16 protein-coding genes and 1 other RNA gene are annotated in these 14,900 nt (G+C 68.2%); 12 read left to right on the top strand and 5 right to left on the bottom strand.

The window, feature by feature from the left end; translation table 11 throughout:
• Positions 1-172: 172 nt before the first annotated feature.
• The gene (locus RT655_RS16155; RefSeq protein ID WP_313538661.1) at positions 173-1,324 is read left to right on the top strand and encodes a glycosyltransferase family 1 protein; all 1,152 of its coding nucleotides are present in this window, start codon (positions 173-175) and stop codon (positions 1,322-1,324) included.
• Between the two features lie 61 nt (positions 1,325-1,385).
• On the opposite strand, the gene ssrA is transcribed toward RT655_RS16155, so the two are convergent.
• Positions 1,386-1,733: a transfer-messenger RNA gene (gene ssrA, locus RT655_RS16150) on the bottom strand.
• A 59-nt stretch (positions 1,734-1,792) separates the two neighbouring features.
• Here ssrA and RT655_RS16145 point away from each other — a divergent pair.
• Positions 1,793-2,224 (top strand): RrF2 family transcriptional regulator, encoded by a 432-nt coding sequence (locus RT655_RS16145; protein WP_066721336.1) that lies wholly within the window; start codon positions 1,793-1,795, stop codon positions 2,222-2,224.
• On the opposite strand, the gene mscL is transcribed toward RT655_RS16145, so the two are convergent.
• A complete protein-coding gene (mscL, locus tag RT655_RS16140) occupies positions 2,221-2,679 on the bottom strand; it encodes a large conductance mechanosensitive channel protein MscL (protein ID WP_313538658.1) in 459 nt (152 codons plus the stop codon). The genes RT655_RS16145 and mscL overlap by 4 nt on opposite strands.
• 145 nt (positions 2,680-2,824) lie before the next feature.
• Between mscL and RT655_RS16135 the strand changes: the two genes are divergently transcribed.
• Genes RT655_RS16135 through RT655_RS16115 form a run of 5 tightly spaced genes read left to right on the top strand, consistent with a single transcriptional unit; the run spans position 2,825 to position 6,020 of the window.
• On the top strand, positions 2,825-3,415 hold the full coding sequence (locus RT655_RS16135; RefSeq protein WP_313538656.1) for a LemA family protein: 591 nt from the start codon (positions 2,825-2,827) through the stop codon (positions 3,413-3,415).
• A 26-nt stretch (positions 3,416-3,441) separates the two neighbouring features.
• Positions 3,442-3,924, top strand: coding sequence for a TPM domain-containing protein (locus RT655_RS16130; protein WP_313538654.1), 483 nt, complete (start codon positions 3,442-3,444; stop codon positions 3,922-3,924).
• Positions 3,924-4,808: a TPM domain-containing protein gene (locus RT655_RS16125; RefSeq protein WP_313538652.1), complete on the top strand. Its 885-nt coding sequence runs from the start codon at positions 3,924-3,926 to the stop codon at positions 4,806-4,808. Before RT655_RS16130 ends, RT655_RS16125 begins: the two co-directional genes overlap by 1 nt.
• A gap of 2 nt (positions 4,809-4,810) precedes the next feature.
• Positions 4,811-5,482 (top strand): hypothetical protein, encoded by a 672-nt coding sequence (locus RT655_RS16120; protein WP_313538650.1) that lies wholly within the window; start codon positions 4,811-4,813, stop codon positions 5,480-5,482.
• A gap of 10 nt (positions 5,483-5,492) precedes the next feature.
• Positions 5,493-6,020 carry an NUDIX hydrolase gene (locus RT655_RS16115; protein ID WP_313538648.1) on the top strand — a complete coding sequence of 176 codons (528 nt, stop codon included), beginning with the start codon at positions 5,493-5,495 and terminating at the stop codon, positions 6,018-6,020.
• 205 nt (positions 6,021-6,225) lie between these two features.
• Here RT655_RS16115 and RT655_RS16110 read toward each other — a convergent pair whose 3' ends face one another.
• Positions 6,226-6,507, bottom strand: a complete 282-nt coding sequence (locus RT655_RS16110) for an ETC complex I subunit (protein ID WP_313538646.1) — start codon at positions 6,505-6,507, stop codon at positions 6,226-6,228.
• Positions 6,508-6,518: 11 nt separating this feature from the next.
• Positions 6,519-9,062 carry an ATP-dependent helicase HrpB gene (hrpB, locus tag RT655_RS16105; RefSeq protein ID WP_313538644.1) on the bottom strand — a complete coding sequence of 848 codons (2,544 nt, stop codon included), beginning with the start codon at positions 9,060-9,062 and terminating at the stop codon, positions 6,519-6,521.
• 60 nt (positions 9,063-9,122) lie between these two features.
• On the opposite strand from hrpB, the gene RT655_RS16100 reads away from it, so the two are divergent.
• Positions 9,123-9,341, top strand: coding sequence for a hypothetical protein (locus tag RT655_RS16100; protein ID WP_313538642.1), 219 nt, complete (start codon positions 9,123-9,125; stop codon positions 9,339-9,341).
• A 22-nt stretch (positions 9,342-9,363) separates the two neighbouring features.
• Here RT655_RS16100 and RT655_RS16095 read toward each other — a convergent pair whose 3' ends face one another.
• Positions 9,364-10,377 (bottom strand): polyprenyl synthetase family protein, encoded by a 1,014-nt coding sequence (locus tag RT655_RS16095; RefSeq protein WP_093298459.1) that lies wholly within the window; start codon positions 10,375-10,377, stop codon positions 9,364-9,366.
• A gap of 82 nt (positions 10,378-10,459) precedes the next feature.
• Between RT655_RS16095 and RT655_RS16090 the strand changes: the two genes are divergently transcribed.
• The 4 genes from RT655_RS16090 to RT655_RS16075 all read left to right on the top strand — a co-directional run bounded on the left by RT655_RS16090 (position 10,460) and on the right by RT655_RS16075 (position 14,899).
• Complete coding sequence (locus RT655_RS16090) at positions 10,460-10,756, top strand: chorismate mutase (protein WP_313538638.1); 297 nt, start codon at positions 10,460-10,462, stop codon at positions 10,754-10,756.
• Between the two features lie 37 nt (positions 10,757-10,793).
• On the top strand, positions 10,794-11,909 hold the full coding sequence (locus RT655_RS16085; protein ID WP_313538637.1) for a glycosidase: 1,116 nt from the start codon (positions 10,794-10,796) through the stop codon (positions 11,907-11,909).
• Between the two features lie 190 nt (positions 11,910-12,099).
• Entirely contained in the window at positions 12,100-13,779 is a 1,680-nt protein-coding gene (locus RT655_RS16080; RefSeq protein ID WP_313538635.1) for an alpha-amylase family glycosyl hydrolase, read from the top strand.
• A 112-nt stretch (positions 13,780-13,891) separates the two neighbouring features.
• Positions 13,892-14,899 (top strand): glycosyltransferase family 4 protein, encoded by a 1,008-nt coding sequence (locus tag RT655_RS16075; protein WP_313538633.1) that lies wholly within the window; start codon positions 13,892-13,894, stop codon positions 14,897-14,899.
• Position 14,900 lies beyond the last annotated feature (1 nt).

Raw genomic sequence — 14,900 nt, 5'->3', positions numbered from 1 at the left:
CTCACTCGTCTTCACCGATGATCGGCCGGTGCTACCGCGCGTCCTACGCATTGCCTTGGCCTGCATCAACGTCTTGATTTGTCCGTTGGGCAGGCGCAAGCGAGGCCGTATCGTGACCATGCATGCTTCTCTGATCGCTCGATCCGGCCCGACGGACTGATTCCCCACAGCGATGCAGCGCGATCTTCTCATCGATATCAGCCGTCTGATCTGGCGGACCTGGACCGGACGCCTGCCGACCGGAATCGACCGTGTATGCCTCGCCTATGTCGAGCGGTTCGCCGATCGCGCACAGGCGGTGGTTCAGCGCGGCAATCTGCGCCAGATACTCACCCCCGCGCTGTCCGATGCGATCTTCCACTTGATTCGCGAGGGCGGCCCGCAGTTCCGCAGCCGCGCGCCGCGGCTGGCAATGCGCGCCGTGGTCGCGCAGCGGGGCGGGCAGCTCGGTCTCGACCGGCTGTATCTCAACGTCGGCCATACCGGGCTGGATGCGACGGGGCTCGTCGCCTGGGCAGCGCGCGCCGAAGTGCGCCCGATCTATCTGATCCACGACCTCATCCCCCTCACCCATCCCGAATTCTGCCGGATCGGGGAGGATGTCCGCCATCATCGCCGCATGGCCAATGCGCTGGCGAGCGCTGCCGGGATCATCGGCAATTCCCAGGCGACGCTGGACGAGTTTACCGCCTTCGCGGCGGGCGAAGGCAAGCCCTGTCCGCCGATGCTGCCGGCGCTGCTCGGCGGCCATCCGCTCCCGTACGATGCGGCGCCGATCGCGCTGGACCGCCCCTACTTCGTCACGCTGGGCACGATCGAGGGGCGCAAGAACCATGTCCTGCTGCTCCAACTCTGGCGGCGGCTGATCGAACACAATGCGGCCGCCTGCCCCAAGCTGATCATCATCGGCCAGCGCGGCTGGGAAGCGCAGACCGCGCTGGCGATGCTCGATCGGCTGCCGATGTTGCAGGGCCATGTGCAGGTGATCGAGGACTGCGCCGATACCGCGCTCGCCGGCTATCTGCGCGGCGCCCGCGCGCTGCTGATGCCCAGCTTCGCGGAAGGGTATGGCCTGCCGGTGGTGGAAGCGCTCGGCGTCGGGACCCCGGTGGTGGCGAGCGACTTGCCGGTCTTCCGCGAACTGGCGGGCGATCTGCCGATCTATTGCGATCCGCTGGACGGTGCGACCTGGCTCGCCGCGATCGCGCATCATCTGCAGGAAGGCGACATCCGCCAGGCGCAGCTTGCCCGTGTGCAGGGCTATATGATGCCCAGCTGGGAATCGCATTTCGCCGCCGTGGAGCCGTGGCTCGACAGCCTCTGATCGGCGGGGATCCTGGAGGTAGGTCCAGGGGGTTCTGTTGCCCGGCCCCCCTGGCGGCCGCTGGAATCCACTTCTGTTGCCCGGTGTGGCCCGAACCGCGCATTTTAGAATAACCTTAGGCCGTTAGGCCGTGAGGTTACGCCGCAATAGCGAGTGCTTCGTTATCGTTGGCACTTGTGTGATGGGCCGTTGCGGTGGTCCCATTCCGAGCGAAGACAGCGCTTTTCAATACACGTCGATCCTGGTTCGGCCCCGTCAGAAACGGTGTCCAGATACACCACCTTTTATGGTGGAGCCGCCGGGTACTGCCCCCGGGTCCGCTGCATCTATTATACGCCATTGTTTATCGCCATAGCCGGGCGAACCCGGCAGGACCCTATATAGGGGCTTCGCGCTTAATGAAAAGGTCAGGTTGCACGGATTAAGCGTCTTCACACTGCCCCATTCGGCGGGCATGGAGAAAGCATCATGTTGACGCAGCGTTCCCGCTACGCGCTCCGCGCAATGCTCTTCCTTGCCGAACAGCCGATCGCGGGCGCGCCCGTGCCGATGAACCGCATCGCCGCCGAGGCAAATGTGCCCCGCAAGTTTCTCGAGCTGATCCTCGCCGATCTGCGCGAGGCGAGCTTCCTCGTCTCCACCCGCGGCAAGATGGGCGGCTATCGCCTCGCGCGTCCGGCGCACCTGATCTCGCTGGGCGAGATCATCCGCGTGATCGAGGGACCGCTGGCGCTGGTCCCCTGCGTCAGCCGCACCGCCTATCGTCCGTGCAACGACTGCAAGGACGAGGCCGCCTGCGCGATCCGCCGCGCCATGGCCCGGGTGCGCGACGAAACCGCCCGCATCCTCGATGGCACCAGCCTCGCCGATGCCGCCGCGGAGGAACTCGCGGCGGCTTAAGCCTCCGCGTTGCGCTTCTTCAGCTCGTCGCGAATCTCGCGCAGCAGGACCACATCGGCCGGATCGGCGGCGGGCGGCGCATCGCCGTTGGCCTTGTCGCGCTCGGCGGCGGCGATCACCTTGTTCACCGTCCGCACCAGCAGGAAGACGATGAAGGCCAGGATCAGGAAGTTGATCACCACGGTGACGAACGCGCCGAAGCCGATTAGCGGCACCCCTGCCTCCTTGAGCGCGGCATAGTTGGACGGCGACCCCGTGTAGCTCGCCGGGATTGCGCCCAGCCGCAGGAAATAGCCCGAGAAATCGACTCCGCCGAAGATCCAGCCGACCAGCGGCATGATCATGTCGTCGGTGAGCGATTTGGTAATGGTGCCGAACGCCGCGCCGATGATCACGCCCACCGCGAGATCGAGCACGTTGCCGCGTGCGATGAACGACCTGAAATCCTTCAACATTCGCCATCTCTCCCATTCCGAAGGCAGCGCGACCTTGCCCAAGTCGCCCGCCCGCGCCAACCCCCGCCGTCCGATTTCGCTTCCGTCCGCCGGTGTGGGCGTCGTATAAGACACCCCGTTGATGGGATTTGGAGGTTGCTTCCCCATGAAGTTTCGTACCGCACTCGTGCCGATCGCAGCCCTGTCGCTCTCGGCCTGCGGGCTCAACAGCGTGCCGACCGCCGAGGAGAATGCCAAGGCGAAGTGGGCCGATGTGCAGGCGCAGTATCAGCGCCGCGCCGATCTGGTGCCCAACCTCGTCGCGACGGTGAAGGGCGCCGCCGCGTCCGAGGGCAAGATTCTCACCGATGTGATGAACGCGCGCGCCAAGGCGACGTCGGTGCAGGTTACCGCCAACGACCTGACCGATGCGAACAAGGTCCAGCAGTTCCAGCAGGCACAGCAGCAGCTCGGCGGCTCGCTGTCGCGCCTGCTCGCGACCACCGAGGCCTATCCGGACCTGAAGAGCCAGGGCAATTTCACCACGCTGATGAGCCAGCTCGAAGGTACCGAGAACCGGATCACCATCTCGATCCGCGACTATAACCAGGCGGTGCAGGCCTATAACACGCGCATCCGCACCTTCCCCGACGCGGTCGGCGCCAAGATCTTCTACGGCGCCAAGCCGCTGACGCCGTTCCAGGCCAAGGCCGGCGCGGACGTCGCGCCGACGGTGAACTTCGGGAACGGCAACTGATCCACGCGGCGCTCCTTGCGAGCGCCGTGCTGCTGCACGGCTGCCCTGTTGCGAAGGTGACGCCAGCACCGCCGGTGGCTGGCGCCGGCGAGCGCCAGCGGCCGTTGCCTCGACTGACCGGCAGGGTAGTGGATAACGCGCACCTCCTTTCGCCTGCTCAGGTCGCCAGCCTTACTCGGCGGCTTGCGCAGGCCGAAGTGCGCACCTGCCACCAGGTCGTTATCGTGACGGTACCAAGTCTTGCGGGCGAACCGATCGAACATTTCGGTCAGCGGGTCGGCGATGGATGGGGAATTGGCAGACGCGGCTATGACGATGGCGTGCTGCTGGTTGTCGCCCCCGCCGAACGCAAGGTGCGGATCGAAGTCGGCAATGGCTTGCGCAAGGCGCTGACCGATGTCGAGGCCGCGCGCATCATCCAGAACGATATCCTGCCGCGTTTCCGGAAAGGCGCGATGGCCGATGGAATCGACGCCGGCACTACTTCCATTCTTCGTGAGATCAGCTGATGATCCTGTTGCGTTTCCTGCTGGCCCTGCTCGTGCTGACGCCGCTGCCGGCAGTCGCCGATCCGACCTTCCCAAAGCTGACCGGCCGCGTGGTCGATGACGCGCATCTGCTCTCTCCCGAGCAGGTCGCGCAGCTCACCCAGCTCTCGACGGAGGTGGAGCAGGCTTCCAGCCGCCAGCTGGTGGTCGCGACGATACCGGACCTGCAAGGCTATGACATCGCCGACTATGGCTATCAGCTCGGCCGCAACTGGGGGATCGGGCAAAAGGGAGCGAACAACGGCATCATTCTGATCGTTGCGCCCGCGGACAGGAAGGTGCGGATCGAGGTAGGCTATGGCCTCGAACCGATCATGACCGACGCATTGTCGAACCAGATCATCAGCCAAGTCATCGTGCCGAAGTTCAAGGCCGGTGACATAACCGGCGGCATCGTTGCCGGCGCCCAGGCGATCGGCGAGCAGATGAAGCAGCCGCTCGAGACTGCCGAGCAAAAGGTCAAGGCGGCACAGGATGCGGCGACCAAATCCTCTGCGCGCAAGCGGCAGGGCGGCGGGCTGCCGATCGGGCTGCTCGTCTGGTTCATCGTCCTCGTCGTCATCCTCGTACCGATGCTCGCGCGCTTCGGCGGCCGGCGCCGACCCGGTCCCTGGGACGGCCAGTCCTACCGCAGCCGCGACGGCGATAGCGGCATGCTGCCGATCGTGCTGTGGACCATCGCCAACGAAATCGGCCGCGCGGCGAGCCACCGCGACGACGACGACGATCATGGCAGCGGCTGGGGCGGCGGTGGCGGCTGGGGCGGTGGCGGCGGTGGCGGTGGCGGCGGCTTCTCCGGCGGCGGCGGATCGTTCGGTGGCGGCGGCGCTTCGGGGAGCTGGTAAGGATGCGATTGACCGATCAGGACCGCGCGCGCGTCGCGGAAGCCGTACGGCAGGCCGAGCTGGGCACCAGCGGCGAGATCGTCACGGTGCTCGCCCGCCGGTCGGATGATTATGCCGATGTCGCGCTCCACTGGGCGGTGCTGGCGATGCTGCTGGTGCTGGCGATACTCGCCTGGCAGCCCTGGCCGATCGAATGGCTGCACACGCGGCTAATCGATCCCTGGGCGCAGACCGTGCCCGCGCACTGGTATCTCACCGCCGCACTGGTGGTGACCGCGCTCACCTTCCTCCTCGTGCGCGTGATTCTTGCCAAGGACGCGCTGCGGATTGGGCTCGCGCCGGGATCGACCAAGACGCGCCGGGTCCATGCCCGCGCACTGGCGCTGTTCCGTACCGCAGCCGAAAAACGCACGACCGGTTCGACGGGCGTATTGCTCTACCTCAGCCTTGCCGAGCACCGGGCCGAGATCCTCGCCGATTCGGCCATCCACTCGCGCGTCACCCCGGAAGTGTGGGGCGCGGCGATGGCGGCGCTGCTGGCGGAGGTGCGCGACGGTCGCCCCGCCGCGGGCATGGCGGCCGCCGTCGCGCAGATCGGCATGGTGCTCGCCGAACATTTCCCGCGCGCCGCCGACGACGTGAACGAGCTTCCCGATCGCCTGATCGAGCTCTAAGGCCGCAACCATGACCGACGAACCGATCGAGACCCCCTGGGCGGGCAAGTGGATCACCGTGCACCGCCAGGGCAAATGGGAATATGTGTCCCGCGCCCGGAGCATCCGCGCCGTCGTGATCGTCGCGATCGACGAGGCCGATCGCGTGATCCTGGTCGAGCAGTTTCGCGTGCCGCTCGGCCGTCGCTGCATCGAGCTGCCCGCAGGCCTCGTCGGCGACACCGAAAAGGGCGATACGATCGAGGCCGCCGCGCGGCGCGAGCTCGAGGAAGAAGCGGGCTATGCCTGCGAGCGGGTGGAGGAACTTGGCGAGTATTTCGCCTCGCCCGGCATGGTCAGCGAGAGTTTCACGCTCGTCCGCGTCCACGGCCTCACCCGCATCGGCGACGGCGGCGGCGTGGATGGCGAGGACATCAAGGTCCACCATGTGCCGATGGCCGACCTGCCGGCGTTCATCGCCAATTGCCGCGCGCAGGGCCTGGGCGTCGACGTCAAGATGCTGTTGCTGCTCAGCGGCGCGCTGCTGGGGCGCGGCTGAGGCGCGCGTCTACGGATCGGCCAACACCGCCGTTGGAAGTAAACACACCCGTCATCCCCGCGAAGGCGGGGATCCATTGATGGGCCGTCACGGCTCGATCCGAAGCGTCCTGGCAAATGGATCCCCGCCTGCGCGAGGATGACGACGGGTTTGAATCAGCGTTCAGCCCGCAGCTTCACCTGCCATGCAGGCGAAGCGCCCGCGATCAGCGGAAATTGTCGGCGTAGGCCTGCAGCTTGAGCTTGCGTTCCGGCGCGGGCACGACGTGATAGGCATAGCCCTCGCGCTCGGCATAGTCCTTCGCCGCTTCCAGCGTCGGGAAGGCGATGCGGACCTGATTGGCGGTTTCGCCGCCCCCCGCCCAGCCGGTCAGCGGATCGGGCCGCTGCGGCGTGTGCGGCTCGAACTCGAGGACCCAATTGTCGGTCCGGGCGCGGCCGGACTGCATCGCGTTCTTGACGCGCTGATAGATGCGAGCGGACTTCATGGGGCCACCCTTTAGCGCGCCCCGCGCGCCCTTGCATCAGCGTTTTTCGTCCGTAGCGTTGCGGAGGCCGCCGCCGGGTCCTCGGGCCAGGGATGGCGCGGATAGCGGCCGCGCATTTCCTTGGCCACCGCCGCCCAGCTCCCCTTCCAGAAACCCGGCAGGTCGCGCGTGGTCTGGATCGGGCGGCCGGCGGGCGAGGTCAGACTGAGCACGAGCGGCACATTGCCGCCGATCATCGGATGCTCGGCGAGGCCGAACAGTGCCTGGACGCGCACTTCCACCGTGGGACCGGCCTCCGCGGCATAATCGATGGCGTGGCTGGAGCCGGCGGGCGTCTCGAAACGCGCGGGCGCGAGCCGGTCGAGCGTCTTCTGCCCGTCCCAGCCGAGCAGGTTCTGCAGTGCCTGGGTGAGCGATTCGGAAGCAACCGCATTGAGCCGGCGCTTGCCCTCCAGCGCGGCGGGCAGCCAGTCGTCGAGCGCGGCGAGCAGGGCTTCCTCGGTCAGCGCTTCGATGCCCGCATAGGCGCCGCGGGTGCGGAGTGCCTGCGCGGTATCGGACCAGGGGAGCAGGTGAAGGCCGTGGGTGCGCACCCCCTCCAGCAACGCCGATTCGATCTCCGCCGGCGTCGCGCCCGAGTCAATGCCGCCGGAGAGGCGGACGGTGCCGAGCCGCCGTTCACGCAGCGCTTCGATGCGACCGGTGGCGGGATCGAAGCTGACAGTGCGGCGCGTCTCGATCCGATCGGCGAACAGTGTTTCGACCGTGGCGGCGTCGATCGGCGCGGCGGAGAGGATGCGCGCGCCGGCGGCCATGCCCTGCGTCTCGGCGACGGCGAGCCAGTCGGCGCGGGCGAGCGGCGACGTCGGGTCGAGCTTGAACCCGCGCCCGCCGACCGAGGCCCAGGTTTCGCCGGAGCCGTCGCGGCGCTTGGCTACGCGATCTGGGAAGGCGAGTGCCACGCAGAGGGCGGCCTCTTCTCCCTGCGCTCCCCCTCCCGCGCGCGGGAGGGGGCCGGGGGGTGGGCCCCCGGCATCCGCACCGGAATCCTTTGCAGCGAGCGGGGGCCCACCCCCTAGCCCCCTCCCGGTTGCGGGAGGGGGAATCAGCTTGCTCCACCGCTCCGCCAGCCGTCGCGCATTCTCCGCCCGCTGCCCCCGTTCGCCCTTCCAGCGGCGCAGGCGCAGCTCCAGGTCTGCGTCACTGCCCCCCAGCCCGCGCTCGCCGAGCAGCACCGCGACCTTGGCCGCCGTCCGCGCCATGCCCCGCTCGCTCGCGCGCACCAGCATGTGCCCCAGCCGCGGCGGCAGCGGCAGGCGGGCGATCGCCCTGCCATGTTCGGTCGGGCGGCCATCGGTGCCGATCGCCTCCAGCGCCCCCAGCCGCGCGCGCGCCTCGGCGATCGCAGCCTCGGGCGGCGGATCGAGCCAGGCGAGCTGGCGCGGATCGGTCACGCCCCACAGCGCGCAATCGAGCATCAGCGCCGACAGATCGGCCTCCAGAATCTCCGGGGGATCGAAGCGCGGCAGCCCGGCCGTCGCCGCCTCTTCCCATAGCCGATAGGCACTGCCCGGCCCCTGCCGCGCCGCACGCCCTGCCCGCTGGGTCACCGCCGCCTGGCTCGCGCGCTCGGTGACCAGCCGCGTCATGCCCGCCGCGCGATCATAGCGCGGCCGCCGCGCCAGCCCCGAATCGACCACCACCCGGATGCCGTCCAGCGTCAGCGAGGTCTCCGCGATCGAGGTCGCCAGCACGATCTTGCGCCGTCCCTCCGGATCGGGCGCGATTGCGGCGCGCTGCGCGGCGGGCTCCAGGCTGCCGTGCAGCCGGTGGAGTACCGCACCGCTAAGGTCGCCCAGCCGCTCGGCGGTCCGCTCGATCTCCGCCACGCCGGGCAGGAAGGCGAGGATGCCGCCCGCCTCCTCGCGCAACGCCAGCCGCACCGCGCCTGCGACGCTGTCCTCGATCCGCGCCTCGGCCGCGCGGCCGAGATGGCGCAGCGTTAGCGGAAAGCTGCGGCCTTCGCTCTCCACGACCGGCGCATCGCCCATCAGCCCGGAGAAACGCGTACCGTCGAGCGTCGCTGACATCGCGACCAGCCGCAGGTCCGGCCGCAGCGCGCCTTGCGCATCGAGCGCCAGCGCCAGCCCGAAATCACTGTCGAGGCTGCGTTCATGCACTTCGTCGAACAGCACGGCGGAAATGCCCGCGAGCTCGGGATCGGCCTGGATGCGATTGACGAAGATCCCCTCGGTGACGACCGTCACCCGCGTCGCCGCCGAGCGCTTGCTGTCCATCCGCGTCGCATAGCCGAAGGTCTTGCCCACGCTCTCGCCCGCCAGCGCCGCCATCCGCTCCGCCGCCGCCCGCGCCGCGAGCCTGCGCGGAGACAGCAGCAGGATTTCGCCGCTGCACCATGCCTCGCCGAGCAGGGCCGGCGCCACCGCGGTGGTCTTGCCCGCGCCCGGCGGCGCCACCAGCACCGCGTTGCTCCCGCTCCGCAGCGCATCGAGCAGCGCCGGCAAAACCGCGTGGATCGGCAGGGAAGACGTCATTCGACTGCAACCATTCGGGACAAGCGTGGTTAGGCGGACTCACCGCCAGAGGAGCGCGACATGGCACGAATCCTTTCCCAGTTCACCATCACCCCGGACAGCGACGGCGATTACACCCTCCACCTCGAGGACGAGGACGGTGAGACCATCGAGATGACGGCGAGCTACGAGCAGCTCGACCTGATCGTCGAGGGCATCGAAGAGGTGCTCGACATGGACGAGGAAGACGCGCTCGAAGTCGACGAGGACGAAGGCGAAGCGAAGTCGACCGAGGAATAATCCCCGGGCGGGTGGGCGCGCGTCAGTAGGCGCGCGCCACCGCGAATTCGACGGCTTCCACCATCGCGTCCTTCGCCTCGCAGGCGCGGAAGCCACCCAGCGCATCGATCGCGCGCTGGCCGTAATGCCGGGCACGCGCAAGCGTATCGTCCACCGCGCGGCAGCTCTGCACCAGCCGGATCGCCTCGGCGAAATCCTCGTCCGCGATGCGGCGGCCGGAGATCGCTTCCTTCCAGAAGCCGCGTTCCGCTTCGTTGCCGCGCGCATAGGCCAGGATCACCGGCAGCGTCATCTTGCCTTCGCGGAAATCGTCGCCGGCATCCTTGCCCATGGTCGACGCATCCGACACGTAATCGATCGCATCGTCGACCAGCTGGAAGGCGATGCCCAGATTGCGGCCATAGGCGTCGAGCGCGAGCTCCTCCGCCTCGGGGCGCTCGGCGACCACCGCCGATACGCGGCAGGCGGCGGCGAACAGCGCGGCGGTCTTGGCGCCGATGATATCGAGATAGCGATCCTCGGACAGGTCGATCCGGCGCACTGCGGTGAGCTGGTTGACTTCGCCCTCGGCGATCACCGCACTGGCGTTCGACAGGATGTGGAGCGCCTTGAGACTCTCGGCTTCCACCATCAGTTCGAACGAGCGGCTGAACAGGAAGTCGCCGACCAGCACGCTGGCGGGATTGCCCCAGATGATGTTGGCGGTGCGGCGACCGCGGCGCAGGTCCGAGCTGTCGACCACGTCGTCGTGCAGCAGCGTCGCGGTGTGGATGAACTCCACGGCCGCCGCCAGCTTGTGGTGGCGCGTGCCCGCATAGCCGAGCAGCCGCGCGCTCGCGAGCGTCAGCATCGGCCGCATCCGCTTGCCGCCGCCGGCGATCAGATGGCCGGCGAGTTCGGGAATCAGCGGGATTTCCGACTGCATGCGATCCAGGATCACCGCGTTCACCAGGTTCATGTCCTGGGCGACCAGCGCCATGATCGGATCGAGCGAGGGCTGGGTTCGCGACCCCAGGCGGTGGACGGTTGCGCTCATATGCCACGAGCCTCTGGCCTTTGTGCCCTGCAAAGGCAAGAGGCGCTTGCATGGCCGTGCCGCAGCGGCAAAAGAGATTGCCATGACCGACGCGACGCTGATCCGCTTTCGCCAGAGCATCGACAATATCGATGCGGCGCTCGTCTTCATGCTCGCCGAGCGGTTCAAGGTTACCCAGGCGGTGGGGCGCTACAAGGCCGAGACCGGGCTCCCGGCCGCCGATCCCGGCCGCGAGGAGGCGCAGATCGCCCGGCTACGCGCGCTGGCCCAGGATGCCGATCTCGACCCCGAATTCTCCGAGAAATTCCTGCGCTTCATCATCGACGAAGTGATCCGCCACCACCGCCAAGCGCAAGAAGCCGGAACCGCTGGGGCCTGACTCCGTTGCTGGGCGTGAAACCCGAGGGGGCAAGCGCTTGAGCGACGATTATCTGATCTTCCGGCCCGACGATGTCGACCTGACCCGCTCGCCGCTGCGCGCAGGGGTGAACGACGCGACCTATGTGCTCGGGGCGTTCAACCCGGGCTTCGCGCGGCTGCCGAACGGCAATCTGCTGCTCATGGTGCGCGTCGCCGAGGCGCTGCGCGATCCGGTAGTGGACGGGCATGCGCGGGGGATTCGCTGGACGCCGTCGGGCTATGTGCTCGATCGCCATCCCGTGGCGGGCCTCGATATGGGCGATCCGCGCCAGTTTGCGCTCAAGGACCGCAATCCCCGGCTGCTCGGCCTCACCTCGCTTTCCTGGCTGCTGCCGGTGGAGCTGGATGCCGATGGCCGCACGGTGGTGGCGGTGCATTACGACAAGGCGATCGCGCCCAGCGCCTCGTACATGGATTACGGCGTCGAGGATGCGCGGATCACCCTGATCGACGGCACCTATTGGATGACCGTTTGCGGCGTCTCGGCCGAGCGCCACTGCACCGCGATGTACCGCTCGACCGACGGGCTCGACTGGGAACTGCTCGGGGTGGTGCTCGACCACCAGAACAAGGACATGCTGCTGTTCGAGGGACGGATCGGCGGCTTATTCCACGCGCTGACCCGGCCGCTGGGGGAGGTGTACTTCGCCTATCCCGACGATTCCCCATGGCTGGGCGGCCCATCGATCAACCTCGCCCGCTCGCCCGACGGGCTGCACTGGAAGCCGCTCGACCAGCCGGGCATCCGTGCGCGCAAGGGATCGACTTCGAACCAGCGGATCGGCGGCGGCAGCCAGCCGGTGCTGACCGATGCGGGCTGGCTGCTGATCTATCACGGGGTGGAGAAGCGCGAAGCGGTCGGCATCTATCGCAGCTTCTGGGCGCTGCTCGACCGCGACGATCCCAGCATCCTCCTGCGGCAGGAGGACACGGTCCCGCTGCTGGAGGCGAATCCGGCGCTGACCGCGGACATCGCGCACCAGCTCTATCTGCCGACGCCGGTGGTGTTCACCACCGGGCTTGTCGATGCCGGCGAGCGCTACATCGTGGCGAGCGGTGAAGCGGATCTGGCCTGCCGGATCACGCACATCCCGAAGGCGCGATTCGGGTGAAGTGCTTCTCAGATCCTCCCCGGAACGGGGAGGGGGACCATGTGCAGCATGGTGGAGGGGCCGCCGCGGCACGCGGCGGTGGTCCGGCGTGCTTCACCCGCACCGCGCCTGCGGCGCGGCCCCTCCACCACCGCCTGCGGCGGCGGTCCCCCTCCCCGTTACGGGGAGGAATTTTCGCGAGGAGCCCCCAATGACCGACCCCCTCTGGTGGCAGAGCGGCGTGATCTACCAGGTCTATCCGCGCTCGTTCAACGACTCCAACGGCGACGGCATCGGCGATCTGGCGGGCGTTACCGCGCGGCTCGACTATCTGGTCGATCTGGGCGTGGGCGCGGTGTGGCTGTCGCCGATCTTCCCCTCGCCCATGGCCGATTTCGGCTATGACGTGGCGGATTATTGCGGGATCGACCCGCGCTTCGGCACGCTCGCCGACTTCGACCGCTTGCGCGACGCCGCGCATGCCCGCGGCCTCAAGCTGCTGCTCGATTTCGTCCCCAACCACAGCTCGAGCGAACACCCCTGGTTCCGCGAAAGCCGGTCCTCCCGCGAGAACCCCAAACGCGACTGGTATATCTGGCGCGATCCTGCCGCCGATGGCGGCCCGCCCAACAACTGGCAGAGCTTCTTCGGCGGCAGCGCCTGGGAATGGGACGAAGCCAGCGGCCAATATTATCTCCACCAGTTCCTCAAGGAACAGCCCGAGCTGAACTGGCGCAACCCGGATCTGCGCGCGGCGATGCTGGACGCGATGCGCTTCTGGTTCGATCGCGGGGTCGACGGCTTCCGCATCGACGTGCTGTGGCTGGCGATCAAGCACCCCGACTTCCCCGACAACCCCGCCAATCCGGATTGGCGCGACGGCATGCAGGACATCGACCGGCTGCTTCCGGTCCACTCGGCCGACCAGCCCGAGATGATGGATATCATCGCCGCGATGCGCGACGTCGCGGAGGCCTATCCCGAGCGCGTGCTGATCGGCGAGATCTACCTGCCGATCCCGCGCCTCGTCGCCTATTATGGCGAGGGCGGGAACGGCGTGCATCTTCCCTTTAATTTCCACCTGCTCGACGCCCGCTGGGATACCGCGGCACTGGCGCAACTCATCGCCGACTATGAGGGCGCCCTGCCCGCCGATGGCTGGCCGAACTGGGTGCTCGGCAACCATGACAAGCCGCGTGTCGCCTCGCGCGTCGGGCCGGCGCAGGCTGCCGTCGCGATGATGCTGCTGCTCACGCTGCGCGGCACGCCGACGCTCTACCAAGGCGACGAACTGGGCATGCCGAACGTCGCCATCCCGCCCGACCGGGTGCGCGATCCGCAGGCGCTGCGCGAGCCCGACACCGCGTTCAACCGCGACGAGGTGCGCACGCCGATGCCCTGGGACGCGAGCGCGCATGCCGGGTTCAGCAGCGTCGAGCCGTGGCTGCCGCTCAACCCCGATTGGGCCGAGCGCAACATCATGGCGCAGCGCGACGCGCCGGGTTCGATGCTCGCCTTTACCCGCGCGCTGCTCCAGCTGCGGCGGGCGCATCCGGCGCTGTCGGTGGGGAGCTGGCATGCGGTGTCGAGCGACGGCGCGGTCCTCGCCTATGAACGGCGGCATGGCGACGCGCGCGTGCTGGTCGCGCTGAACCTTTCCGATACGCCGCAGACGCTGGTGCTGCCGGAATGGGCGCGTTCGCTTGCTCCAGCGCTTACGACACCCCCCACCCGTCCTCCCCGCGCGGGCGGGGATCCCTTTGCCAGTGCGGCCGGGGATGGCGCCGAAGCGTTCTCACCAATGGATCCCCGCCTGCGCGGGGATGACGGCGGGATTGTGGATGGCGCTGTCCTCCCCCTCGCCCCGAACCAAGGCATTTTGCTCGCATGATCAACCCTCCCGTGCCCCCGCGAACGCAGGGGCCCAGAGCCACACGCGATTCACTCTCCAACCCTGGGCCCCTGCTTTCGCAGAGGCACGGCGGGAAAAGGGGCAGCCGCGCATGAAGATCGCCATGCTCGCCCCGATCGCCTGGCGCACCCCGCCGCGCCATTATGGCCCATGGGAGCTGGTGACGAGCCTGCTCACCGAGGCGCTGGTCGCCAAGGGCGTCGACGTCACCCTGTTCGCGACGCAGGATTCGGTCACCACCGCCCGCCTCGCCGGCGTCGTGCCGCGCGGCTACGAGGAAGACCCGGCGATCGACGCGAAGGTATGGGAATATGCCCACCAGTCGCACCTCTTCGCCCGCGCGGCCGAGTTCGACCTGATCCACAACCAGGCCGATTTCCCCGCGCACGCCTATGCCCCGCTGATCGACACGCCGATGGTGACGACGATCCACGGCTTCTCGTCCGAGCGCATCCTGCCGATGTACAAGCCGTTCGAGGAGCGGGTGCACTATGTCGCGATCTCGGATGCCGATCGGCACCCGGCGCTGCGCTATGCCACGACGATCCACCACGGCATCCGGCTCGACGAGTTCGCCCTCGATGCGCAGGGCAGCGACGACCTGCTCTTCTTCGGCCGCATGCATCCCGACAAGGGCGCGGCCGAAGCGATCGCCGTCGCCCAGACGACCGGCCGACGGCTGAACCTGTACGGCATCGTCCAGGACCAGGGCTATTTCGAGCGCGAGGTCCAGCCGCATCTCAATGACCGCATCGTCTATCACGGGCCGGTCGGCGGCGAGGGGCGCATCCGCGCGCTCGGCAGCGCCCGCGCGCTGCTTCACCTGATCAACTTCGACGAGCCCTTCGGCCTGTCGGTGATCGAGGCGATGGCCTGCGGCACGCCGGTGATCGCGGTCCGCCGCGGCTCGATGCCCGAGCTCATCCAGGACGGGGTCGACGGCGTTCTCGTCGATTCTGCCGACGACGGGGCGGCTGCGGTCGAGCGCGTCGCGTCGATCGACCGCGCCGCCTGCCGCAGCGCGATCGAAACGCGCTTCTCGGTGGAGGCGATGGCGGACGCGTATATCGCGCTCTACCGCCGCATTCTCGGTCAGTAGC

The organism is Sphingomonas sp., from assembly GCF_032114135.1.
GTDB lineage: Bacteria > Pseudomonadota > Alphaproteobacteria > Sphingomonadales > Sphingomonadaceae > Sphingomonas.
Note: the sequence above shows the minus strand (reverse complement) of the source record. Positions and strands in the feature narration are given on the sequence as shown.